Source organism: Bacillus sp. FJAT-50079 (assembly GCF_018343515.1).
Lineage (GTDB): Bacteria > Bacillota > Bacilli > Bacillales > Bacillaceae_C > Lederbergia.
This window is the reverse complement of record NZ_JAGYPD010000006.1, coordinates 103,144-128,200: the sequence shown is the minus strand read 5'-3', so window position 1 is coordinate 128,200 and position 25,057 is coordinate 103,144. Positions and strand designations below refer to the sequence as shown.

The following is a 25,057-nucleotide window of genomic DNA, read 5'->3' as shown; positions in this document are numbered from 1 at the left end:
ATAATGTGTATGGAATTTTATTTCAATCATATTCGTAACGCTTTAGTGCAGTATGATAGATGTAAGGGTGGGAGGTTTTACTCGTGGCAAAATTTACAATTGTCGATAAAGATACTTGCATTGCCTGCGGCGCTTGCGGTGCAGCAGCTCCTGACATATATGATTACGATGACGAAGGCTTAGCATATGTGATCTTAGACGATAACCAAGGAACGGCGGAAGTTCCTGATATTTTAGAGGATGATTTAATCGATGCTTTTGAAGGCTGTCCAACAGACTCCATTAAAGTAGCCGACGAATCATTCGATGGCGATCCGTTGAAATATGAATAGGTAAAATTAAAAAACCGGGCATAGATCGTAACGCCCGGTTTTTTCTTTACTATAATTAAGTTAAACCTAAGATTTTAGAGCAAGGAAACAGGTTTATAAGCCGGAGTGCCGTTTTATTACGAGCTGATATGCAATGTTCGAAATGAAAAAGCGAATTTTAAACTTGTTATGAAGACATACAAGCCGGTTATGCAGTTTTACAAGCCACTATTCACTTTTTTCGAGCCACTTTAATGCTTTTACAAGCTGGAAACAACTAGGTACAAGCCACTTAAGCAATTTTTCGAGCCAGATACGGATTTCGTCCATTCAAAAAAGGTGTCCAAAAAGTTATTTTCTCTAACTTTTTGAACACCTTTATTTTTTACTTAGGCACCTCTATATGATAGTTGCTTATCGATCCAGCCCTTCATCCGATTATATAACAAGATGAAGATGACAGCGACGATTAATCCTTTAATAAGATTAAAAGGCAGAATCGCAGCAACGACTAATTGACGTAAAGCGGATGTTGACATTGGATCCCAATAACCAAGTAGATATATATACGCCGGCAAAATAAAGAAGTAATTTAAAATACTCATGATAACGCTCATTACTGTAATCCCTGTAATTAACGAAACGACCAAACCTTTTTTCGTTTTTAAACGATTATAAACAAAATAGGTCGGCAGGACAAATGTGATTCCAGCTAAGAAATTTGCCATATTACCGATTGGTAATCCAGCCTCACTGCCACTCATTACATAATCTAGAATATTTTTAAAAAGCTCAACCAAAACTGCAGCAATTGGACCAAATAATAATGCAGCGATCAATGCAGGTATGTCGCTAAAGTCCACTGATAACCAAGCAGGAAATGGCGGAATTGGAAATTTGATCATCATTAGTAAAAATGACAAACTACTCAACATTCCAATTGCAACAAACGATTTAACAGATAACTTTTTCAATTTTTCCTCTCTCCTTAGGAGATTCATCCCATGTTGAAGAAAGGTTGACCTTCGTTTCCACGCTTCAAATAAAAACCCCCAAAGAAATATTCTTTGAGGGAGATAGTTTAGGCGTGTTTAAACAAGCGTCCAAAAACCTGCAATTTTTGAACACTGGCAACCTTCACCTTCTCCCATCCAGACTATACTGTCGGCTTTGGAATCGCACCAAATCCTGCCTATAAAGGCTCGCGGGCTTAGAAGCAAAAAGCTTACATTACCGCCGGTCGGGAATTTCACCGCGCCCCGAAGATGAATCGTATTTTATTTTCTACACCATTATACATGATATCGAGTAGTTTGTGAAGAGATTTGTTTACAAGCAAAACAAATGGCGCGGATTCCGCACCATTTGTTTTTATTTTGAATTAAGCATTAGCAATAATTCCCGCAACACTTTACATGCGGCAGCTGTTGATACCCCGCTTTGATCATAAACAGGTGAAAGCTCATTGATATCGCAGCCGACAATGTTTAACCCGCTCACCGCTAACATCGCATTCAATAATTCTATAAAACTCACTCCGCCAGCTTCTGGGGTGCCAGTTCCTGGGAAAACGGATGGATCAAGCACATCAAGATCGATCGTTAAATATACAGGCTTCCCCTGTAATTTTTCCACGACTGTTTCCAAGCCAGCAAAATTAAACTTATTCGTAAAGACATGGTCTTTTCCCCATTGGAATTCGTTGCGATCGCCAGAACGAATGCCAAATTGGAAAATCTTCCCGTCGCCGAGCATATCCCACACTCTGCGGATTACCGTTGCGTGGGAAAGTGGCTCACCGAGGTAATCATCGCGTAAATCTGTATGTGCATCAAATTGAATGATATGCAGATCTGGGTATTTTTTGGCGGCCGCTCTTACAGCTCCAAGTGTAACGAGATGCTCGCCACCGATCATGCACGGAATTTTATTATCTTCCAGCACTTCGGCGGCAAACTTCTCAATCTGAGCTAGAGCTTTTTCCGTATTTCCAAAGCTAAGCTCCAAGTCTCCACCATCAAATACAGCGATATCTTCTAAATCTTTATCTTGATAAGGGCTGTATGTTTCAATCCCGAACGATTCGCTGCGCATTACCTTGCTCGCAAACCGTGTTCCCGGACGAAAGGAGGTCGTCGAGTCAAACGGAGCGCCGAAAATGACAGTCTTCGACTCTTCATACTCGTTATCACAGCCGATGAACGTTTCAATATTTTTACTCCGCATCGTCCAATTGCTCCTTCACATAATTTGGAAGGGCGAATGAACCAACATGGATATCAGTATTATAGTATTTCGTTTGTAAGCCGAGACGATTCCAGGCTTCTGCATCCAAATCTTGAATCGGATCGAATTTTTTTGATGCAAATCCGAATAACCAGTGCCCAGAAGGATATGTTGGAATATGTGCTTGATACACTTTACATACTGGGAAGAAATCAACAATCCGCTTATGGGCTCTTTGCATCGAATGAGAGTATTCACTATAAAATGGACTTTCATGCTGATTGACGAGAATGCCCTCCTCGTTTAACGCCTTATAGCAATTACCGTAAAATTCCTTTGTAAATAGCCCTTCTCCTGGTCCAAATGGATCGGTTGAATCAACGATAATTAAATCATACTCGTTCTCTTTATCGCGAACAAACTTCAATCCATCCTCAAAATATAAATTTACTCTTGGGTCATCAAGCTTTGATGCCGTTAATGGGATGAATTCCCGGCAAACATCAACGACCATTTTATCGATTTCAACCATATCGATTCGTTCAACATTGTCATACTTTGTCAACTCTCGCACCGTTCCACCGTCTCCGGCACCGATGACGAGAACTTTTTTTATATTCGGGTTTGTCGCCATTGGCACGTGAACAATCATATCATGATAAATGAATTCATCCTTTTCCGTGACCATGACTAGCCCATCTAATGTGAGCAACTTTCCAAATTCCGCTGTTTGCAATACATCAATTTTCTGAAACTCACTTTTCCCCGAATAAAGATGCTGCTCCACTTTTAATGAAAATCGTACATTTGGTGTATGCTCTTCGGTATACCATACATTCATCTTTCCCTACTCCTTTACTACATTAATCTGTTTAATCTCACTATCCTCTGTTCCCGTTAAGAAGCAGCCCTTTTCCTTTGAGTATTCAATATAAGCTAATATTTCATCTGTTACCCGTTCCCCTGGGGCAAGAATCGGAATGCCTGGAGGGTAGCACATGACGAACTCACTCGAAATCCTTCCTGAACTTTTGCCTAATGGCAGATTCTCTTTCTCCTCGTAAAAGGCCTCTTGAGGTGTGAGTACGACTTCTGGTGTAATGTATTCATGATCAAATAATCCAGTTTTATCTTGCGAATACCTTCTCTTAATTTCGGCAAGGGCAGAAATGAGCCGTTCAAGGTCCATCTGGCGATCACCTACTGAAAGATAGGCGAGTAAATTGCCAATATCGCCAAACTCAATTTGGATATCATATTCGTCACGCAAAATATCATACACCTCGATGCCAGCTAGTCCAATTTCAAGCGTATGGACAGAAAGCTTGGTCACATCGAAATCATAAATCGTATCACCATTTAACAATTCTTTTGAAAAAGCGTAATAGCCGCCAATTTTATTAATTTCATCGCGAGTATATTGCGCCATTTTGGCTACTTTTCGAAATATTTCTTTCCCGTTTAAGGCTAAATTGCGTCTCGATATATCCAATGATGAAAGGAGCAAATATGAGCCACTCGTCGTCTGTGTTAAGTTAATAATTTGTCGCGTATATCCTTTGCTCACTTCATTATTAATTAATAGAAACGAGCTTTGCGTCAATGATCCGCCTGATTTATGCATACTAACAGCCGCCATATCTGCTCCAGCTGCCATTGCGGAAAGCGGCAAATCATCACCGAAATAAAAATGAGTGCCATGTGCTTCATCAACGAGCACAAGCATCCCATAGCGATGGGCCAGATCAGTGATCGCTTGTAAATTTGAACAAATCCCATAGTAGGTAGGATTATTAATCAAAATCGCCTTCGCGTCACGATTGTCCAAAATCGCCTGTTCTACATCTTTCAATGACATGCCTAAAGGAATCCCAAGTTCGTTATTCACTCCGGGATTCACATAAACCGGAACAGCACCGCTAACAATGAGTGCGTTAATCGCACTGCGATGGACGTTGCGAGGCATGATAATTTTTTCGCCTGCCTTACATGCCGTCATGACCATCGCCTGAACAGCCGATGTCGTACCATTGACCATGAAAAAGGCATGCTTCGCCCCAAAGGCCTGTGCCGCAAGCTGCTCCGCTTCAAGAATAACCGATACAGGGTGGCAAAGATTATCCAATGGCTTCATTGAGTTGACATCAACGGACAAGCATTGTTCTCCTAAAAAAGATGCTAAATCATCATTGCCTCTCCCCCGTTTATGCCCTGGAACATCGAAAGGGACGACCCGCATTGATTTATAACGTTCTAACGCCTCCATAATCGGCGCTCGCTGTTGTGAATTCTCGATCATTTCCTTAGCTCTCATTCTTCGTAAATATTCGTTCCGCTAAAAATTTCAATCATTTCCTTGCGTAGATTATTCGTTATTTGCAGACGTTCTTTTGGCGGGAGTTCATACACATCTGTATTAAATAAATAATCTTGCAAATCAATGTCTTTAATCAATAATTTTGTATGGAATATATTTGATTGATACACATTCACATCAATCGCATCGTACTTTTGCAATGTGTCTTTATCTATATAATCCTGGATGGATGTTATTTTATGATCAATATATAATTTCTTTCCTTGTTCATCGCGCGTAAATCCACGAACTCGATAATCGGTCGTAATGATATCCGAATCGAAACTACTAATTAAATAGTTCAATGCGTTTAACGGCGAAATTTGTCCACATGTCGAAACATCAATATCGACACGGAACGTCGCAATCGAATTATCTGGATGATATTCCGGATACGTGTGGACGGTAACGTGACTCTTATCTAAATGCCCAACAACCGTTTCGCGCGTCTTTAAAATATCAACCTCGCCACGGTTACAGGATTTATCAATCAACCCGACTGGAATGGCTTCTTCCGAAATGAGAATCGTGACACTTGCACCTTGCGGGTCGTAATCCTGTTTGCTTACATTCAACACATGGGCACCAATCATTTCTGTTACATCATAGAGAATATTGGTTAATCGTTCTGAATTATACTGCTCATCTATATAGGCAATATATTCTTTTTGTTCACGCTCACTTTTTGCATAGCTTACATCATAGATGTTAAAGCTAAGTGTTTTGGTGAGGTTGTTAAAGCCGTAAAGTTTCAGCTTATTTTCCAACCCTATCATCACGCCTCTCATTACTAAATAATTATTTATGAACACTTTTGATGATCATCCAACAATAATGACAAACATAAAAAATATTCATTATTAAATATAAAGTATTACCTTCACAAGTCAATATTATTTTTAAAAAATATTTTACAACTTAACAACTGGTGGGAACGCTTACCATTTATACTATATATAGTCACTATGATTAGAATATGCATCGGAAGGATGAGTGTGAAATCAAATTGAAATAAGAATGATTGATTTCCGCCTTATTCCACGAGCTTTCTCACCTTTCTCAAATCAAGGATCATCTCGTCCAGCGATGTATCAATGATGAAATAATTGATTTAATTGATAAGTAGAAAAGCATCTTACGGTTATGCGGAATGCGGGGACTGGAGAATTCGTGCTCGTTCACTAGATGTATAGTGAAATTGTGGCTCGTGGAATTTAAGTATATCATGCATCATTTAGCTTAATATTGAAAAGACCGAGTGCCTTAACACTCAGTCAATTTATTGACAACCTCATAAGGAGCGGTTAGCCGGTGTAAAGAAAGTTACAAAGAATAATCATCCTATTTACATAGGTCGTAGCGAAGGCTTGTTATTTCTCTTTATTGGTGTATATAGCAATAAGCCCAAGTATGCCTGTTGCTCTAGCTGCAAGGAATATAGCAGATTGAAATAGCATTATTCATCGCATCATATGTCACCATGTAGACACCCCCTTTCTTTTAAGGGAGTGCCACCCATTCGCTATATGTCGCTACAACTATTTTTTCTATCAGTTCTAATAGGTATATTCGTAAAATGAATTTCTTGAATTTTCTTTTCGTTCTCTTCTTCAAACCACTTTCATTCGTTCCACTTATTTTTTTGCTCAAACTCGGGAATATCACGTTCTTTTTGAATTTAGGATCATCTACAAATACATCGAAGGATTTCTTCGAAAAATCTTTTGCGTTTTCTTTTTCAATATAAACCCGAGCTTACCTGAAGTATCTGCAAATTACTCCATCATCTATGCTGCTTCCATTCATATGTCCATTTCTCCCACAAGAAATGAAATATGGGATTTATTTAACCATAACAGTATAGCCGAAGCGAGAATAACGATCGAAATAGGGCCCCCGTAATAATATTTACAATCAAAATATAAGTTAAGGTGACAGGTAAACAAATACCTAAAATGTGGATATAAAATATTAATTTATATCCATAACAGACTCCTTCCTTTATACAGATTGATTTTCCCATTTCGCTATCTCTTCTCGAACGAGTGGTGCCACTTCTTTTCCGAGAAGTTCGATTGCCTTCATGACATCGGGATGCGGCATCGTTCCAACAGGCACATGCAACATAAATCTTGTAATCCCAACGTTTTTTCGAAGGTGAATGATTTTTTCAGCAACAACCTTTGGATCTCCGACATACAATGCTCCTTCAAAGCTGCGAGCAGCATCAAAACTTGAGCGCGTATATGGTCCCCATCCGCGTTCTCGTCCTAGTTTACTCATCACTTGTTGTGTTGATGGGAAAAATTTATTCGCTGCTGTTTCAGTATCCTCTGCGATAAACCCATGCGAATGCGAAGCGACTGGAAGTTTTGTTATGTCATGACCAGCGCGAGCAGCTGCCCGTTTATATAGTCTCACAAGCGGCTCAAAATGCATAGGGCTGCCGCCAATAATCGCTAGAACGAGCGGCAGTCCAAGAGCGCCTGCACGAACCACAGACTCCGAAGTACCGCCACTGCCGATCCATACAGGCAAAGGCTGCTGAACAGGACGTGGATATACGCCTAAATTGTCAATTGCTGGGCGATGGCCACCTCTCCAGCTCACTTTTTCCGATTCTCGAATCTTTAGCAGCAGCTCTAACTTCTCCTCAAACAACTCATTATAATCATTGAGCTCATAACCAAATAACGGAAAAGATTCAATAAAAGAGCCACGTCCCGCCATAATCTCAGCTCGTCCATTTGAGATCGCATCAACCGTAGCAAAATCCTGAAACACACGGACGGGATCAGCAGAAGAAAGCACCGTTACTGCACTTGTTAAACGAATCCGCTTCGTTCGTGCTGCCGCCGCTGCTAAAATAATCGCAGGAGAAGATGCCGCAAAATCTTCGCGATGATGCTCCCCGACACCGAATACGTCGAGTCCTACCTCGTCAGCTAATACAATCTCTTCGACGACCTCTCTAATCCGTTGCGCATGACTAATCACCTCACCCGTTTCAACATCCGGGGTCGTCTCAACAAACGTACTTATACCAATTTCCATGAAAAATTCCTCCTGCTTCCTCGTAGTGTAAATCGTATATTCGTTTAGATAAAGATAATTAAATTTTAGATTTTCCCCTTTTACAGCCTTTCTTACTGACACTTTACAATGGTGATCCTATTTTCGCAAGTAGATTCATCGTCAGAAAAAAGAAAAGGAAGCGCAGCTTTTATCAGTACGCTTCCTTACTAACATTACTTTTCAGATTCTTCGATCAGATTAGCAGCAACCGGCACAGTAATCGGTTTTGTGAAATCGAATCGATCCCAATGTTCTGGCTCGATATTTTCAAATTGTAATTGTTTATATCCGAATTCTTTCGCCGTCAGTAAAATCCCTTCAACCATTCGGATTTTTGCTATTGAATCTCCTTCATCAAGCAAGATTTCTTCTTTAAAATTGACTGTCGCTTCACCATTCTCTTCGGTTACAACCGGATGCACATCTTCAGGAATTAAAGGCTGAAAAAAAGCATTTGGTGTTTCACGCATGTCTTCAATTGCTTTTGAGAATTGAGGGGAGTCCGAAGTAGCCGCTACAATAAATATCTCTCCCGTCTTCGTTGTAAATAAATAATGAGCTTTGTTTAAATTTTGCTCGATGTCACGATCTTGAACGACACCAAAGTTACCTAGTTCAACCGGCTCCCCATGCTCATTGCGAAACTTTGTCATTTGAACTTCTTCATTTCGTAACGTGTAATCTAACATTTCCACAATCTGATTTACATTATTTACAAAAAAGGAACGATTGTCCGGGTGAACGGTAACGATCATTGCCTTTGTTTCCTGCTCATATTCCAACGCATCTAGCATCGGTGTAATCGGCTTAAATCCATGGCGCTCCACATCAAGCTTTTGTGCCGCTCTTTTATAAACGCTAAGCCAATCCTCTTTCCCATCATAAGCAACATACATACTAATTGGAATGACAAAGGCATCTTCAGTGCTCACACCGTATGTAACGAGCTTATGATTCGCGTCGTCAGGTTCGTATGCAGCCGTCGTCATATGAGGCGATTTCTGTTGCTCAACCATTTCATTGCTCTCCTTAACGAGTAAGGAAGATTCATTCTTCTGTTCTGCCATATCCATACTGCTTTTTTCTTCCATTAACGGTGTGCTGTTACGAGTAAACTCTCCTTTTTGAAAATAGGTTGGAATCGCGATCATGAATAGAATAAGCGCAGCGAGCGTAGCAAGGGAAGGAATGATGAACCGACGCTTCTTTGGTTTTTTCGCAAGATGCTGATTCACATTTCTGTATAGTTGATCAAATGATCTTTCGTCTTCAATTTTCGGAAGCTGATCAAAAAGTTCGATCAATTCCTGCTCTTTTTTATCATCATAATTCATGGTCATCCTCCTCCTTTCCTCGCATACGTTCCATCATCGACTTTACTTGTTTGATTGCTCGATGCTGTGTCGTTTTCACTTTGCTTTCAGACCAGTTTAAGGAAGTCGCTGTTTCCGTTATCGTTAGCCCATTTAAAAATCTCATTACTAAAACGAGGCGTTGATTCGTTGTACAGCGGTCTAAACATTTATATAATTGACGTATTTCTTCATTTTGCAGGGCGATTTCTTCAGGGAGTGGTCGAATGTCTCGTATATGATTTCGATCCCAGTCAAATGTTTCATATAGGCGCCCTTTCCAGCCCTTTTGTTTTCTAAAATGATCAATTGCGACATTTTTAGCAATCGAAAATAGCCACGTTTTTTTCGAACTTCTTCCTTCAAATGTATGATAAGCTTTCATAATGCGAATATAAACTTCCTGTACTAAATCTTCCGCTTCTTCACGGCTTTTAACCATGTAAAAAAGAAACTGAAACAAATCTTGGTGATGCTCCTCATATATTTCTCGAAAAACGGAGTCCATTCATTCCCCTCCCCGTCAATAGATTAGTCGTTTATAACAATTAAAAAGTTACATTTTACTCATTCTTAATTTGAAATAAAAAAAGCGGATTGAACAACCTTCAGAAGTTCATTCAATCCGCTGTTTCTCGTGTAACAAGATTACGCGTCATTTTTCAACAATATATCACGATTCACTTGGCGAATATGGTAAGAAAAAAGTAAATGTTGTTCCTTGTCCTTGTTTACTTTGTACAGTGATCGTTCCAAGGTGAGCATCAATAATGTTTTTAGCAATTGCTAATCCGAGCCCTGTCCCGGCTCCACCTCTCGTTCTCGCTTTATCTGCTTTGTAAAAACGTTCAAAAACAAAAGGTAGATCTTCCTCAGGTATGCCCGTTCCATCATCTTGAACAGAAATCGCTATTCCTTTCGCATGCTCAGTTTGTGAAATCGTAATTGAACCTTTATCCTTTGTATGTCTAATCGCATTATCAATTAAATTTGTCAATACTTGTTCAATCCTATCCGGATCCATTCTCCAAGTTTGCCCTTTTAATGCAATCGAGGAGTGTAAGGCAACGTCATTTTCACTTGCCATCCCTTTAAATTTGTAGATGATTCGCTCGATGAATTTCTCAATATCTACATCCTCATAATTCAACGAGATATGGCCTGATTCCATTCGAGCTAAATCAAGCAACTCATTTACAAGGCGGCCAATGCGCAATGATTCATCATAAATAATTTTTGCCAGCTCCTTATTTTCCTCTTCTGATCCAGCAATATCATCGATGATTGCCTCACTATATCCTTGGAGCATAGCAATCGGTGTTCTAAGCTCATGCGATACATTCGATATGAAATCAATCCGCAGCTTATCAAGCCTTCGTTCCTCCGTCATATCACGGACAACCGCCACCGCACCGCGGACACTTTCTTGATTTTGTGTATACAACGGACTAACAATGACGACATAATAGCGTCCTTGGAGCTGCAATTCTCCAATTTGCTCCATTTCCGTTTTAATTGCTTGACTTAATAATTCATCAAGCTCCGTCGGTATTGGACTATCTTGTTCACCTACGTAATGCCACTGTTGTAAAAATCGTTCCGCTGGAGGATTTGTAATGAGGATCGAACCATTTTGACTAAATGTCATGACCCCATCAGCCATGCTGCTTAAAATGCTCGTAAGTTGCTCTTTTTCTTGGCTTAATACATTCATATTAAAATTAAGCCTTTTGCCCATTTGATTAAAAGCGATCGCCAATTCACCGATTTCATCATGACTTAAAAATGGAATTTTCGTATCGAATTTCCCTTTTGAAATTTCTAGTACTGCCTCTTTCATTTTTCGGAGTGGAGCAGTAATTCGTGTCGATAGAAAAAAGGCAAAGATCGTCGTTAATACAATCGCAATTCCAGCAGCAAGCAAAATGAGTCTTGTCGTTTTCTGGGTCGTATCTTTCAACGCGGCAAGTGATTGATAGACATATATGGCCCCATTATCCCCAGCGATTTGAATCGGGACTCCTGCGACAATAAAATTATCGTATCTACTCCCTCTTTCCTCTTTCCCTGCTAGGGATAATTCTTTTCTTACTTGAACCTTATCTGAAAAAACTTTCGAGAGTTCTTGATCATCTAGAAAGACAGATTTCGGAATCCAGCCTTCCGTTTCACTTGTCGGCGAATATAAAAATGTTTCTTCATTGTATGCAATCGCTACGCCAACAGGATCATCAACAATTTCAAAGACAATTTTTTCTCCCATATTATCATCAGCATGCGCTTCGATAATCGCTGAAATTTTTCTTGCTTGTTCCGATAAACCTTGTTCAATCTGATTGACATGATATGTTTCAAAAAATTGCAACAGCAACATAGTAAGAATGATAAGCACGAACGAAACGAGCGCAAGAATTGTCATCCATAACTTGCCTACAACACTACGCCAAAGTCTCATGCATGATGACCCGGCTCAAATTTATATCCGACTCCCCATACGGTTACGATCATACCCGCTGCTTTTTCGGAAACTCGGTTTAATTTTTCGCGCAATCTCTTCACATGGGTATCAACCGTGCGTAAATCACCGAAAAATTCATATTGCCATACTTCTTTTAGTAAATGCTCACGGTCAAATACTTTATCAGGTGATTTTGCTAGGAAATGAAGAAGTTCATATTCTTTCGGTGTCAAATTTACTTCCTTTCCATCTGCTGTTACACGATGTGCGTCATGATCAATTGATAAATGCGGATAAACGATAATATCCCTTGTGGTTGCGCCTGGCTGCATATAAGAAGATTGAGTCGATCTTCTTAAAATCGCTTTCACGCGTAAAACGACCTCTCGCGGGCTAAACGGTTTTACAATATAATCATCCGCCCCTACTTCAAAGCCTTGTACTCGATTAGCTTCTTCTCCCTTTGCCGTTAACATAATGACAGGAGTCGTCTTTTCTTCGCGAAGCTCCTTACATACTTCGATTCCATCTTTTTCTGGCATCATTAAATCAAGAAGGATGCAGCTATACTCATTTTGTAAGGCAAGCGCTAATGCTTCTTCACCATTAGCTGCTTCGTCAATGACATAATTTTCTCTTTCTAAATACATCTTTAATAATCTACGAATACGATCCTCATCGTCAACGACTAATATTTTTACCTGTTGATCCATCGATAAACCCCTCTCAAATATATATATACTGCTATTGTACAAGAAAAAGCCCCACACCTAAAGTGAAGGGCTTTTTTTCTACCCTTTTAAGAGGATGTTCAAAAAGTCCGATATAAAATGACGCAGCGAATTTCTTCGTCGGCTCGCTTTTCTGTTTCTCAAAGCTACACCACCTCGAACTTCTCGGTCTTTTTGAACTCGCATTTAAGGGCTAATTGGCTGCGTAGGAATGCAATCCAAATAAAATTAAGTTGACAGCAACGAGATTGAACATAATAATCGCAAAGCCAACTACCGCAAGCCAGGCAGATTTTTCTCCATGCCAACCTCTTGATAATCGAAGGTGTAGAAACGCGGCATAAAATAAGAAAGTAATCAATGCCCATACTTCTTTCGGATCCCAGCCCCAAAAGCGCGTCCAAGCAATTTGTGCCCAAATCATCGCAAAAATTAAACCACCAAGAGTGAACACTGGGAAACCAATTAATACAGAACGATAGCCAATTTCATCGACTAAATCGAGGTTAACCCTCTTCATAAGCGGCTGAACGATTGTACTTATTCGTCTTCTAAAAAGAATTCTAATGAGTCCATATAAAATTGTACCTGTAAAAAAGCTCCAAATCGTCGTATTTAATTTTTGTGCATCAATGATTGCCGGCATACTAATAAGCGGCTCCATACGCTCTTCCGTTAATAGCTCGCCTTCATGTGGGCCAACAAGTGCTGGAAGCTGGTATTCTGCAACTCTGACTTGATCTTCTTTGTTCACCCATTTAAATTGCGCTTCATACCCAGAAGTTGAAAATGCTGTCGTAATGACAATGAAGCCGACCGCTAAAACGAGCGAATACATAATCGCTTCGAGCCAAAATGCTCGCTTATCTTTCGCTCGTGTATCAACTGCTTTTAGTAAATACATCACACCAGCCACAAAGCTTAGAACAAGAATCGATTGTCCAATCCCAACCGTTGTCACGTGAATATAAAGCCAATGACTTTTTAATGATGGAATAAGTGGACTTACTTCACTTGGGAACATGCTTGCATAGGCAATCATAAGCATCGCCAAAGTCAATGAAAAAATACCTAGAACGTTCACTTTATAAATAAAATAAATAATGATAAAGGCGCCGACTAACATCATGCCGAAAAACGTTGTAAATTCGAACATATTACTAACAGGAGCATGCCCTCCCGCAATCCAGCGCGTAATGAAATACCCAAGCTGGGATGCAAAACCGAGCAATGTTAAACTGATAGCAATGATTGACCATTTGTTAGGCCCATCCCCGGGTTTTCGACTTCTGCTTTCCCGGATTCCTCCTCCGAAAAACAGCGTCGCAATTAAATATAATACAAACGAAATTTCTAATAAATGTCCGCTTGTTTTTAAAAGATCCGTCATTTATATTCCCACTTTCTTTGACGTTTTTTCTTCTTGCTGGTCAATCGGTTCAGGGATTGATGTATCTTTTACAATCAGTGCAATTTCCCTTCTTAGCGTATGCCAATTTTTATTCGTATGGGCAGCAATGATCATTTTCCCGTTTACCTTTTGCAGCCATATCCGTCGATGATTCCAATAAGATCCTTGAATGACACCGATCATAAAGATCGCCCCCCCAAGACCTAGTATCCATAGTGTTAAATCTTTACGAACAATAAGGACAGACGCATTGCGTGTACTAATGTCTTTAAACGTCATTTTATAATCCGTTTCACCGAGCGGCTCCAATGTTTGCTGAATGGCAGCGAAACTCACTTCTCCATTCGGGTGCTCGGGTGAAATCATATTAAAAACAAATGCTGGATTATTTGGAACGGAGGAATTCGTTTTTGGTTCTCCGTTTTCCGAAAACCCGGAAAAATCCGGATAATAGCCTAATAACTCAAGTTTGTACCCATCGCCAAGATCATACAGATCTTGTGGATCAAATAAATCAATCGTTACATCTGCCTTGATTGATTCATCCGATTTTTTCATGAAGTTAAAGGACATTGTTTTAAATTCATCTAATTTATATTCAAATTGATATAATGCATAGTTGCCAAATTTCAACGGTTCGTTTACGCGAATTTCCGTATCTTCCATTTTGATGAGTTCGCCTTCTTCACCGAGTGTTTTTTCCTCATCGCGTTTATAAAGGACGACATCCGTTTGGAAGTTTTTCACAACAGATCCAACACGATCGAGAGCCGCTCCAAACACTTCCCCGTCCGTTTCTGTATCATATAATTCAACGGAGAACCGTTTATTTTCCAATACGTATTGATCATGGGTGCCTGGAATCGTCTTCGTTTCGCCTTCACGGATCCATAGCCTTTCATCGACATACATTCCTGGTACAAATCGAAGCATTCCTCCGATTAAAAAGATAATAAGACCTATATGGTTCACATAAGGGCCCCAACGCGAAAAACGACCTTTTTCCGCAAGTAAATACCCGTTTTCTTCACGGATTTTATAGCGTTTTTCTTTAAGTCTTTGCTTTACAGTACTCCAGTCTTGTTCCGCTTCATCGTTCGCCTCAACAAGATTGTACAGCCTTTGTCTTTTCAGAAAGCTTTCGTGGCGGTTGATGCGTTGATTTTTCAATGCGCGATATAAAGGAATGACCCGGTCAAGGCTACAAATGACTAATGAAATACCAATCGATGCAATTAATAGCAAATACCACCATGAGCTATACATATCATGTAGACCGAGAAGATAATAAATCTGCCCAATGAACCCATATTGCTCCGAATAAAATTCAGCAGGGTCAACATTTGGGGGTATGTACATCTTTTGCGGAAAAATCGTCCCTAGCGCCGAAGCAATTAATGTTATGATAATCAGCCAAATGCCCACTTTGACCGATGAAAAAAAGCTCCAAACTTTATCGACGATCGTTCGATTATATGTTTGTGATCTACGCGCGCTTCCTTCATAGCGCATATCATGAAGCTTTTCCTGCTTTGCATCTTCTGTCAATGCGCGGCCACATGCTTCACATAAAATCGTCCCAATCGGATTTACGTGACCGCATTCACATTTTACTTCCTTCATCATTTAAACTCCCCTATTAACTATTAGGTTTAATGCTTTCCATCATGCCTTTTATTTTAGCCTCTGTTAGCTCTCCTACTTCGATAAGAGTTATTTCCCCTTCGGGATTCACTAAAAAGGTCGCTGGCAAATAACCGACATCATAGACCGACATGACGTCTTTATTCTTATCTTTTAAAATAGGAAAATCAAGATTATGCCGGTTCGCAAATTTATTAATTAAAAACTCTGGTTCCCCTACGTTTACAGCGAGAATTTCCACTCCTTGATCTTGATATGCATGAAACTGGTTATTCATATAAGGCATCTCGCGTTTACAAGGTTCACAATATGTACCCCAAAAGTTCAGGAATACACCCTTCCCTCTATAATCAGATAATTTATGTTTATTGCCGTCCATATCTGTAAGGACAAAGTCTGGTGCTTGATCGCCCACTGCAATCTTTGTTCGTGTATCTTTCGTGAAGTTTGCATATAACGTATAAACAACAGCGGCAACCATCACAGATAGGATAACGGTCCTAAGCAGCAATCGACGCTTTTTCTTATTCACCATAGTAAACTTCTTTCCCCCTTGCATTTGTGCTTATGCTGGTCTCGTTGTCATTATATCATTCTCGGGACAAATCGTATCATTCGCTTATGAAGGTTATGTGAACTCACCACTTATATACGTGTTCTTTTTCCTGTTTCAGCTAACGTACGTAGTTGCTTTACTTCATGAGGAGTAAGTTCACGGCTATCCCCTGGGTTTAAGCCATGTAAAGTAAGTGACCCATATTGCTCCCTTTTCAATTTCATAACTGGATGGCCAATTGCATCCATCATTCGTCGAACTTGGCGATTACGCCCTTCATGAATGGCAATTTCAATAATAGCAGTCCCTTTTCGTTTATCAAATGAAAGCATTTTCACCTTAGCAGGAGCCGTCTTTCCATCTTCTAACATCACTCCACGCTCTAATTTTTTTAGCGATTCTCTTAATGGGACTCCTTTTACTTTTGCTACGTATTTCTTTTCCACTTCATAGCGCGGATGAGCGAGCAAATTAGTAAATTCACCGTCATTTGAAAGCAGTAATAACCCAGACGTATCATAATCAAGTCTGCCGATTGGATAAATACGTTCCTTCACATGCGGGAAAAAATCGGTAACAACTTTTCGATTTTTATCATCTTTTACAGCAGAAATAACGCCTCTCGGTTTATAAAGAAGAAAATATCGTTTCCCCTCCTGCTCAAGCGGGATGCCATTTACTTCAATCCGATCGGATGCGGTCACCTTTGTTCCTAATTGTTGTACAACTTTTCCATTTACTGTTACGGATCCTTCGAGGATAAGCTTTTCTGCATTTCTCCTTGATGCGATCCCAGCATGGGCAATTACTTTTTGTAAACGTTCCATTTCATTCACCTCATTATCGGGTTAACAAGAGCGATTCAAAAAGCAATCAGTCGAATATTGTCAGCTTTTTGAACACACTACCAGTATGAATTATTGCATATGTATCGTAAAAATCAAAGAAAGTTCGCTTTCTTTTTCCAAAAAGCAATAAAAAAATGTCCAGATTACGAACTGAACATTAAAGTGATAATGATAATTGCCGCTGATATACCGGCGAGGTCTGCGAGTAACCCTACTTTTAGCGCATCCCCCATTTTTTTAATCCCGACGGCTCCAAAATAAACAGTCAGAACATAGAAAGTCGTATCTGTGCTCCCTTGAATCGTTGATGCTAATTTTCCAATAAAAGAATCCGGACCATGGGTGGCGATCAAATCACTCATAACACCAAGCGCAGCAGTACCGGAAATCGGACGAATGAGCGCTAATGGAACGACTTCCGCTGGTACTCCAAGCACCTGTAACATCGGCTTGATCAGCTGTATAAAAAAATCTAATGCACCTGATGCTCTAAAAACAGTAATCGCAACAAGCATGCCAACTAAAAACGGAATAATCGAAATTGCAATCTTAATTCCTTCTTTTCCGCCTTCAACAAAATATTCATACGACGGTGCCTTTTTTAAAGTACTATATATAAGAATAACACTAATCATAATTGGAATGATCCAAAGTGAAATAACGGAAAGGAGTTGCACTTATTTCACACCCTTTCGCGAGCGGCGCTTGTAAAAAAACCGATCGAGCGCAATCGCGGCAATCGTCGCACACACGGTCGCAAGCAATGTTGGTCCAACAATTTCGGTCGGAGATGCTGATTGGTAGTTCATGCGAATCGCAATAACTGTCGTTGGAATAAGAGTTAAACCCGATGTATTAAGAGCAAGGAATGTAATCATTGATCGACTCGCTGATGTTTTCCCGCCATTTAATTGTTTTAATTGTTCCATCGCTTTAATTCCTAGTGGGGTTGCCGCGTTTCCAAGCCCAAGCATATTCGCAATAATATTCGATACCATATAGCCAACTGCTGGATGATCGCTAGGTACATCTGGGAAAAGCTTCATAATGATTGGTTTAAAAAGTGATGATAATTTCGCAAGCAAACCCGTTTCCTGGGCAATCCTCATCATTCCGAGCCAAAATACGAGAATGCTAATTAACCCGATACATAGAGTCACAGCTTCATTTGCTGACGAAAAAATCGCCTCGTTTACTTCTTTCATCGTCCCGTTGATTGCAGCAAATACAAAGCCAATGATGGTCATCGCTACCCAAATATAATTAATCATTGCCAATCACACCGAAAATAAACTCTTTTATTTTTTTCCACCAATGCTTCCCATCCCCTTTATCGTTCATGTCTTTCATATAAATGGGTAGTTTTTTTATCGGTTCATTTTGAAAATAAACAATGGCTAGTCCTGCCTTTCCGCTTCTTTTCTCTTGTAGTTTCTTTTTTGGTAGCATCTTGTATTCAATTTTAATTTCTTCTAAATCCGCATCTGAGACAGGATAATAAAAATCTTCTTTTATATAAAACTCTTTATCTTCAATATCTTTTACTTCTGATATTAGTCCCTTATTTAACAGCCTCTTTACTTCGTATTCAGCAAACCCATATTCATACATTGCAGCATGGTCGTCCCAATCATTCGAATCATTCAATGTCACCGCAATTAAATCTACCCCATCTTTAGATGCTGTCGTGACTAGCGTTCGATTGGCCCGTTTCGTATATCCTGTTTTCCCACCTGTACTATACGGGTACAAAGTTAATAGGCGATTTTTATTCTTCCATTGCTGTGTCCCATGTTCGCGCTCAAATGTGTGTACCTTCGTTCCCGAAATTTTTTGATACGTTGCATTTTCCATCGCATAACGAGTAAGCAATGCCATATCATACGGCGTTGAGTAATGATCCTCATGGTCATCAAGCCCATGTGGATTCGCGAAGACGGTGTTGCGCATACCAATTTCTTCAGCCTTTTGATTCATTAAAAACACAAATCCTTCCACACTTCCTCCGACATGCTCTGCAATTGCGGTCGCTGCATCATTCCCCGATCTCAACATTAATCCGTACACAAGATCCTCTAGCTTGATGAGTTCACCTTTTTGTAAATAAACGGAAGATCCCTCCGTGTAAACAGCTTTTTCGCTCACTTTCACAGAATCATTTAATTTTCCCGATTCGATCGCAATGATCGCCGTCATAATTTTTGTAATTGAAGCGATTCGTCTAATTTCATGCGGATTTTTTTCATATAACACTCTGCCTGACTGTTGTTCCATTAAAATTGCGCCATCGGCATTTACCGAAATCGCCGCGGCAAAGTTTGGCGATAAAGTAAGTAGTACGATTGAGATGAGGCCGATACATATATATTTTCTCGTTCCTTTCATCGTTTCGCCCCTTCATATCCTGATTTCTTATTTGTACAAGTTTATGCACGCATCAAGCTGTTATGAATAAAAACGATCGGTGAACTTGATCCAATAATAGAAAAAGTGTAGTCGCCTAAGTGGCAGAGATTGAATCCGTCTTATTTTAGCCGAATCAGCAATGGTCAACCACTTTTATAAGCGGTAGTTCAGGCGATTCAAACGTCTGTACCTGGGCTTCGCTCCCGGTGAAAAAGATTTGTTCATCCAAATAAAGCTTCTAGCGGATGTCGCAGATTTTAAAAGAGATTTTAAAACAAACTCGAAAAAATTTGGATGCAATTAAGCTGTGGGATAATTAATTAGAAAAATAGAGGCAATAACGATGAAGAATAGCTTTTAAAGCTAAATTTCGAGAAATTGTTGAGGGGCGGGTAATTAGAATTTCCCTATTAGACATTCCTTTGGAATCTCACCGGAGTGCAGGCGATTAGAACCTTGCTATTAGACATTCTTTCGGAATTTCGCCAAGAATAGGCGATTAAAACCTTGCTATTAGACACTCTTTCAGAATTTCGCCAAGCCACAGGCGATTAGAACCTTGCTATTAGACATTCTTTCGGAATTTCGCCAGTCATGGGCGATTAAAACCTTGCTATTAGACATTCTTTCGGAATTTCGCCATGCCACAGGCGATTAGAACCTTGCTATTAGACATTCTTTCGGAATTTCGCCAGGCATGGGCGATTAGAACCTTGCTATTAGACACTCTTTCGGAATTTCGCCAAGGCGTGGGAGATTAGAACCTTGCTATTAGACGCTCTTTCGGAATTTCGCCATGCCACGGGCGATTAGAACCTTGCTATTAGACACTCTTTCGGAATTTCGCCAAGCATGGGCGATTAAAACCTTGCTATTAGACACTCTTTCAGAATTTTGCCATGCCACAGGCGATTAGAACCTTGCTATTAGACATTCTTTCGGAATTTCACCAAGGCGCGGGCGATTAGAACCTTGCTATTAGACATTCTTTCGGAATTTCACCAAGGCGCGGGCGATTAGAACCTTGCTATTAGACACTCTTTCGGAATTTCGCCAAGCCACAGGCGATTAGAACCTGTCTATTAGACATTCTTTCGGAATTTCGCCAAGCCACAGGCGATTAGAACCTGTCTATTAGACATTCTTTCGGAAACTCACCAAGGCGCGGGCGATTAGAATTGCCTCATAAATATAAAAAGCAAAAAAATAGTAAAACATAGATAAATGGTATAGTCGCTGAACATCATTGGGGAGATAACTGATTAGACGAAAAAAAAATTAAAAAAAGCATATTATGCAAAAAAGGTGTAATTCCCTTTTTTGAAGGGAATCACACCTTTTTTAAAACTTGAATGTTATTTTAAAGAAAGATTGCCGTACCTTTATTCCGTTTCTTCCTTGAACGAGGAAAAAAACAACTCTGCTTCATCTTCGGCGTCTTCATCTGTTTGGAGTGACAGTTCGGGCAGCTCGTCTAGTTCACTTAATCCAAAATAATCTAGAAATTCCTTCGTTGTCCCATATAATATGGCTCGACCCGTTCCTTCCGCTCGACCCATTTCTTGGATCAATCCTCTTGATAAAAGTGTTTGCAACGGTCTTTCCGTTTTTACCCCGCGAATCTCCTCGATTTCAACGCGTGTAATTGGTTGTTTATAGGCAATAATCGCAAGTGTTTCCAAACCCGCTTGTGACAATGAAGATGGTCCCGGGGCTTCGACAAGTTTTTTTAAGTAATCGGCAAATTCCCGTTTCGTCGCCAGTTGGTACGTTTCAGCTAACGCAATTAATGTGATGCCACGATTGGAGTCATTTTCATATTCTGTTTGGAGCTGGTCGATTAAGTGAATCGCTTTTTCCTTAGTGATCGCCATTGTGTCGCAAATTTGCTTTAAAGATAAGCCTTCATCACCAGCTGCAAATAATAAACTTTCAAGTATTCCTTTATATTTGGATTCACTCAATTCACTGAGCCTCCTTTACACCTGACAAATAAATTTCGTCAAAATTCCCATGTTGTTCAACAATGATTTCTTTCCGTTTCATTAATTCGAGCATTGCCAAAAAAGTGACAACGATGAATGATTTATGCTCTGACTGAAAAAAGGAAAAAAAACTTTTTCTTTCTCCCTTTTTTAAATCTAATAAAAGCTCGTCCATTCGATCCTCAATTGACAATTCTCTCTGTGTTATTTTTGTTACTAGCGGCCTTTTTAGTTTTTTTCTTCTCATTAATTTATGATACGCGCCAAGCATATCATAAATCGTTACGCCAATATCAAGCATCTCTTCTTTTTTCGGCTCTGCAAAAGGAGATAGATCACTTGGCGGCTTCATAAATATTTCCCCTCGATCACGCTCCTTTTGCTTTAATTCAAGCGCTGCTTCTTTATACTTTTTATATTCAATTAACCGTTCGACGAGCTCATCTCGCGGATCTTCCTCTTCAAAAAACAATTCATCTTCATGCTGCTCATCATATGTTGGAAGAAGCATTTTGCTCTTAATCGCTAAAAGCGTTGCCGCCATTACTAAATATTCGCTCGCGCCGTCAAGTTCTAATTCTTTCATCGCATGAACGAATAATAAATATTGTTCGGTAATTTCTGCCATCGGAATATCATAAATATCGATTTCCAATCGATTAATTAAATGAAGCAATAAGTCCAGTGGACCTTCAAACGATTCAATTTTTACTTTATACTCCATAATATCACCAATTCTACACTCTATTGACCACTTACCTATTTTACATGAGAAAATGGCACTTGAAAACACTCCCCCGAGCATTTTTTCTAAAAAACAATGAAATTCATTCTCAATTATGATATAATTAAAATTATTTAGTTTGTATTGAAAGGAGCACATTGATTGCGTATTTCTGCACCATTTTTAGATTATTTGTTTCATTTTCATGCGGATCGGGACTATTTTGAATGCCACGAGGTGCTTGAAGAGCATTGGAAGCAAAATGGCATGCAGCGGAAATCCATTTGGGTTGGGCTTATTCAAGTTGCAGTCGCCTTTTATCATTACCGCCGTGGAAACAGGAAAGGTGCGGTTAAAATGCTTCAAAAGGCTCTTGAACAATTAGCGATACAACGAGAAAATATTTACTCTCTTGGAGTCGATTATGATCGACTTATAGATGATTTGCAGATGGTCGAATTTGAAATCCAAGAGCATGTCCCTTATAAAGCGTATCATCTACCCATCTATGACCAGCCGTTATTAACATTATGCAAAACCCGGGCTGCTGAGGCAGGATACGAATGGGAAGCGAATGTAGACAATGCTCCAGCAGCTATTGTTCATAAACATATTACTCGCGACCGTACTGAGGTGGAGGCTGAGCGCGAGCAAGCCCTTTTTGCTAGACGTACAAAAGAACGAATGCCGCTATCGGTATAGTTTATTATAGTGCGTGTTCAAAAAGGAGGATAAAAGGACCAAGAAGTTCGAGGCGGCGCAGCTTTGAGCAGCGGGCTTGTACAGGATGTACTGACTTCCGTGTTGCCCACAGGAGGTGGGCGGTTTTAACGGAAGTTTCCCCTCTCGCCAACGAAGAAATTCGATGTGTCATTTTTACCGGACTTTTTGAACATCCTCTTATAGAAAAAATGAAAAACAGTTCAGATGCTTTATGCATCCGAACTGTTTTGTTCGTCTTCGCGACATTTTTCAAAAAATCCAGCAGTGTATTCGTTTGGGCAAATCGTTTTTCCTTCAAAAAGCTGACCGAGTGATCTCATCATACTCTTGCCTATTCCCTCATGTCGATGTGATGGATTCACCGAAATATGCTGCACTTCCACATCCTCATCATGAATCCGAACACCGATTAATCCGACAATATCTTCTTCCTTCCATAAGAAAAGTTGCCAACCTTCCTCAGTTTCATACTTTTTCATCGTATTTTGAAGTTTCTTCAAATCCTTTTCATTTGGCATAAATGAGAGAAGGCCCATCGCAATCTTTTCATATGATTTTTTATATCGAATTAACATACTAATCCCTCGTTATCCTTTTTTCCGTACATAAATGATCGAAGCTGTTGATCCATTTATATTGATTTAACGGTTTGGCGCAATGAAAATCCAATAAGCAATTCCCCACCCAATCGCTACAAGCGCAATGATGATGTACAGTACTATATTCTTCTTATTCATTTACGTAACCCCTCATCCTACAATTGGAACGTCAAGATCATTCCGCTAATCAAAACCCATTGTAACGATTTATCTGCTTTCTCGCAACTATATGGTAAATGATCAAATTTTCTCCTTGACTGAAAGAGGTACATCAAGTCTCACTAAATCTTCATATGATTCTCGTTTGACGACAAGTTGATCATGACCATCTTCGACAAAGATAACCGGCGGGCGAGGGATTCTATTATAATTATTTGCCATCGAATAACCATATGCCCCAGTACAGAAAACAGCGAGCAAATCATTCTCATTTGCTTGTGGCAATGGTAAGTCCCAAATAAGCATATCTCCTGATTCACAACATTTGCCCGCGATCGACACCGTCTCATCTGGTTGCTCATCGGCTCGATTGGCTAAAACAGCTTCATATTTTGCATCGTATAAAGCAGGTCGTAAATTATCGGTCATCCCTCCGTCAACGGCGAGATATTTCCGCACATTTGGCACATCTTTAGATGAACCAAGTGAATATAACGTTGTTCCAGCGTCACCGACAAGTGAACGTCCTGGCTCAATCCAAATTTCCGGCATTGACATTCCTAGGCGTTCTGTTTCTTGCCTTACTTCATGAATCATTTCTTGAACGTAACGATCAGGATTTAGCGGCTCATCTTCTGCTGTGTAACGAATGCCGAAGCCACCACCTAAATTCAATACTTCAGGGACGAAATGATGTGCTTTATGCCATTCAGACATTTTCTCTAAAATCTTTCTTGCTGCAAGGATGAAACCAGTTGTTTCAAAAATTTGTGAACCAATATGGCAATGCAAACCGAGTACATGAATATACTCGCTTTTCATTGCTGTTACAATTGCGGTTTCCGCTTGACCATTTTGCAAATCAAACCCAAATTTAGAATCCTCTTGCCCCGTTAAAATATAATCATGTGTATGGGCTTCAATTCCAGGAGTGACGCGGATTAAAATGTTCACTTTTTGCTTGCGCGTCTCACAAAGCCGTTGCAACATACTAAGCTCAAAGAAATTATCGACGACAATACAGCCAACCTTATATTCTAAAGCCATCATTAATTCCGTTTCGCTTTTGTTATTTCCATGAAAATGGATTTTATCAACTGGATATTCCGCTTTGATTGCTGTGTAAAGCTCTCCCCCAGATACAACGTCTAGTGAAAGTCCTTCTTCCTTCATTACTTGTAGAATTGCAACGGTTGAGAACGCTTTGCTCGCATAAGCGACCTGCGCTTTAATTCCCATTTTTTCAAACGTTTCTTTAAAAGCTCTCGCTCGTTTACGAATGAGAGCTAAATCATAAACGTATAGTGGCGTTCCATATTTTTCAGCGAGTTCGACCGTGTCCTTTCCACCGATTTCCAAATGTCCTGCCCGATTCACAGACGCTGTACCATAAAGATGCATTTCTTTTCCTCCCAATACAAAATCCCTTATTTAATAAAGCAATCGGAAACATCCCGATTGCTCTCATGTTCTAAGCGCTCAGAAAGTAAAGC

Annotated in this window: 23 protein-coding genes and 1 riboswitch; of the genes, 2 read left to right on the top strand and 21 right to left on the bottom strand. The window is 39.8% G+C overall.

Features of this window, described 5'->3' with window-relative positions:
- The first annotated feature begins 83 nt into the window (after positions 1-83).
- Positions 84-332, top strand: coding sequence for a ferredoxin (locus KHA95_RS16805; protein WP_213138716.1), 249 nt, complete (start codon positions 84-86; stop codon positions 330-332).
- 368 nt (positions 333-700) lie between these two features.
- Here KHA95_RS16805 and KHA95_RS16800 read toward each other — a convergent pair whose 3' ends face one another.
- From KHA95_RS16800 to KHA95_RS16710, 19 genes are all read right to left on the bottom strand, one after another.
- Complete coding sequence (locus KHA95_RS16800; RefSeq protein ID WP_213138715.1) at positions 701-1,312, bottom strand: ECF transporter S component; 612 nt, start codon at positions 1,310-1,312, stop codon at positions 701-703.
- A gap of 134 nt (positions 1,313-1,446) precedes the next feature.
- Positions 1,447-1,582, bottom strand: a riboswitch (FMN riboswitch).
- A 100-nt stretch (positions 1,583-1,682) separates the two neighbouring features.
- Positions 1,683-2,537: an agmatinase gene (gene speB, locus KHA95_RS16795; protein WP_213138714.1), complete on the bottom strand. Its 855-nt coding sequence runs from the start codon at positions 2,535-2,537 to the stop codon at positions 1,683-1,685.
- Positions 2,527-3,378, bottom strand: coding sequence for a polyamine aminopropyltransferase (speE, locus tag KHA95_RS16790; protein WP_213138713.1), 852 nt, complete (start codon positions 3,376-3,378; stop codon positions 2,527-2,529). The genes speB and speE overlap by 11 nt, the downstream gene beginning before the upstream one ends.
- A 6-nt stretch (positions 3,379-3,384) precedes the next feature.
- Complete coding sequence (locus tag KHA95_RS16785; protein ID WP_249317021.1) at positions 3,385-4,836, bottom strand: aminotransferase class I/II-fold pyridoxal phosphate-dependent enzyme; 1,452 nt, start codon at positions 4,834-4,836, stop codon at positions 3,385-3,387.
- An 11-nt stretch (positions 4,837-4,847) separates the two neighbouring features.
- Positions 4,848-5,669 (bottom strand): adenosylmethionine decarboxylase, encoded by an 822-nt coding sequence (speD, locus tag KHA95_RS16780; RefSeq protein ID WP_213138711.1) that lies wholly within the window; start codon positions 5,667-5,669, stop codon positions 4,848-4,850.
- Between the two features lie 1,225 nt (positions 5,670-6,894).
- Complete coding sequence (locus tag KHA95_RS16775) at positions 6,895-7,947, bottom strand: LLM class flavin-dependent oxidoreductase (RefSeq protein ID WP_213138710.1); 1,053 nt, start codon at positions 7,945-7,947, stop codon at positions 6,895-6,897.
- 194 nt (positions 7,948-8,141) lie between these two features.
- Positions 8,142-9,302, bottom strand: coding sequence for a GerMN domain-containing protein (locus KHA95_RS16770; protein ID WP_213138709.1), 1,161 nt, complete (start codon positions 9,300-9,302; stop codon positions 8,142-8,144).
- Positions 9,292-9,828, bottom strand: a complete 537-nt coding sequence (gene sigX, locus KHA95_RS16765) for an RNA polymerase sigma factor SigX (protein ID WP_213138708.1) — start codon at positions 9,826-9,828, stop codon at positions 9,292-9,294. Before sigX ends, KHA95_RS16770 begins: the two co-directional genes overlap by 11 nt.
- 165 nt (positions 9,829-9,993) lie before the next feature.
- On the bottom strand, positions 9,994-11,775 hold the full coding sequence (locus KHA95_RS16760) for an ATP-binding protein (RefSeq protein ID WP_213138707.1): 1,782 nt from the start codon (positions 11,773-11,775) through the stop codon (positions 9,994-9,996).
- Positions 11,772-12,491, bottom strand: a complete 720-nt coding sequence (locus tag KHA95_RS16755) for a response regulator transcription factor (RefSeq protein ID WP_213138706.1) — start codon at positions 12,489-12,491, stop codon at positions 11,772-11,774. The genes KHA95_RS16760 and KHA95_RS16755 overlap by 4 nt, the downstream gene beginning before the upstream one ends.
- Positions 12,492-12,702: 211 nt before the next feature.
- Positions 12,703-13,899 (bottom strand): c-type cytochrome biogenesis protein CcsB, encoded by a 1,197-nt coding sequence (gene ccsB, locus KHA95_RS16750; protein ID WP_213138705.1) that lies wholly within the window; start codon positions 13,897-13,899, stop codon positions 12,703-12,705.
- Entirely contained in the window at positions 13,900-15,543 is a 1,644-nt protein-coding gene (gene resB, locus KHA95_RS16745) for a cytochrome c biogenesis protein ResB (protein WP_213138704.1), read from the bottom strand.
- 16 nt (positions 15,544-15,559) lie between these two features.
- On the bottom strand, positions 15,560-16,099 hold the full coding sequence (gene resA, locus KHA95_RS16740; protein WP_213138703.1) for a thiol-disulfide oxidoreductase ResA: 540 nt from the start codon (positions 16,097-16,099) through the stop codon (positions 15,560-15,562).
- Positions 16,100-16,209: 110 nt separating this feature from the next.
- A complete protein-coding gene (locus tag KHA95_RS16735) occupies positions 16,210-16,947 on the bottom strand; it encodes a pseudouridine synthase (RefSeq protein ID WP_213138702.1) in 738 nt (245 codons plus the stop codon).
- Between the two features lie 164 nt (positions 16,948-17,111).
- Positions 17,112-17,603 (bottom strand): spore maturation protein, encoded by a 492-nt coding sequence (locus KHA95_RS16730; RefSeq protein WP_249317054.1) that lies wholly within the window; start codon positions 17,601-17,603, stop codon positions 17,112-17,114.
- Positions 17,604-17,645: 42 nt separating this feature from the next.
- The gene (locus KHA95_RS16725; protein ID WP_213138700.1) at positions 17,646-18,239 is read right to left on the bottom strand and encodes a nucleoside recognition domain-containing protein; all 594 of its coding nucleotides are present in this window, start codon (positions 18,237-18,239) and stop codon (positions 17,646-17,648) included.
- Positions 18,232-19,353, bottom strand: a complete 1,122-nt coding sequence (locus tag KHA95_RS16720; protein WP_213138699.1) for a D-alanyl-D-alanine carboxypeptidase family protein — start codon at positions 19,351-19,353, stop codon at positions 18,232-18,234. Before KHA95_RS16720 ends, KHA95_RS16725 begins: the two co-directional genes overlap by 8 nt.
- Before the next feature lie 1,403 nt (positions 19,354-20,756).
- Positions 20,757-21,338, bottom strand: a complete 582-nt coding sequence (gene scpB / locus KHA95_RS16715) for an SMC-Scp complex subunit ScpB (RefSeq protein WP_213138698.1) — start codon at positions 21,336-21,338, stop codon at positions 20,757-20,759.
- A gap of 1 nt (position 21,339) precedes the next feature.
- On the bottom strand, positions 21,340-22,083 hold the full coding sequence (locus KHA95_RS16710; protein WP_213138697.1) for a segregation/condensation protein A: 744 nt from the start codon (positions 22,081-22,083) through the stop codon (positions 21,340-21,342).
- 162 nt (positions 22,084-22,245) lie between these two features.
- On the opposite strand from KHA95_RS16710, the gene KHA95_RS16705 reads away from it, so the two are divergent.
- On the top strand, positions 22,246-22,785 hold the full coding sequence (locus KHA95_RS16705) for a DUF309 domain-containing protein (protein ID WP_213138696.1): 540 nt from the start codon (positions 22,246-22,248) through the stop codon (positions 22,783-22,785).
- A gap of 230 nt (positions 22,786-23,015) precedes the next feature.
- Here KHA95_RS16705 and KHA95_RS16700 read toward each other — a convergent pair whose 3' ends face one another.
- Both KHA95_RS16700 and lysA read right to left on the bottom strand, forming a co-directional pair.
- On the bottom strand, positions 23,016-23,381 hold the full coding sequence (locus tag KHA95_RS16700; RefSeq protein ID WP_213138695.1) for a GNAT family N-acetyltransferase: 366 nt from the start codon (positions 23,379-23,381) through the stop codon (positions 23,016-23,018).
- Positions 23,382-23,645: 264 nt separating this feature from the next.
- The gene (gene lysA, locus KHA95_RS16695) at positions 23,646-24,965 is read right to left on the bottom strand and encodes a diaminopimelate decarboxylase (RefSeq protein ID WP_213138694.1); all 1,320 of its coding nucleotides are present in this window, start codon (positions 24,963-24,965) and stop codon (positions 23,646-23,648) included.
- Between the last annotated feature and the right edge of the window lie 92 nt (positions 24,966-25,057).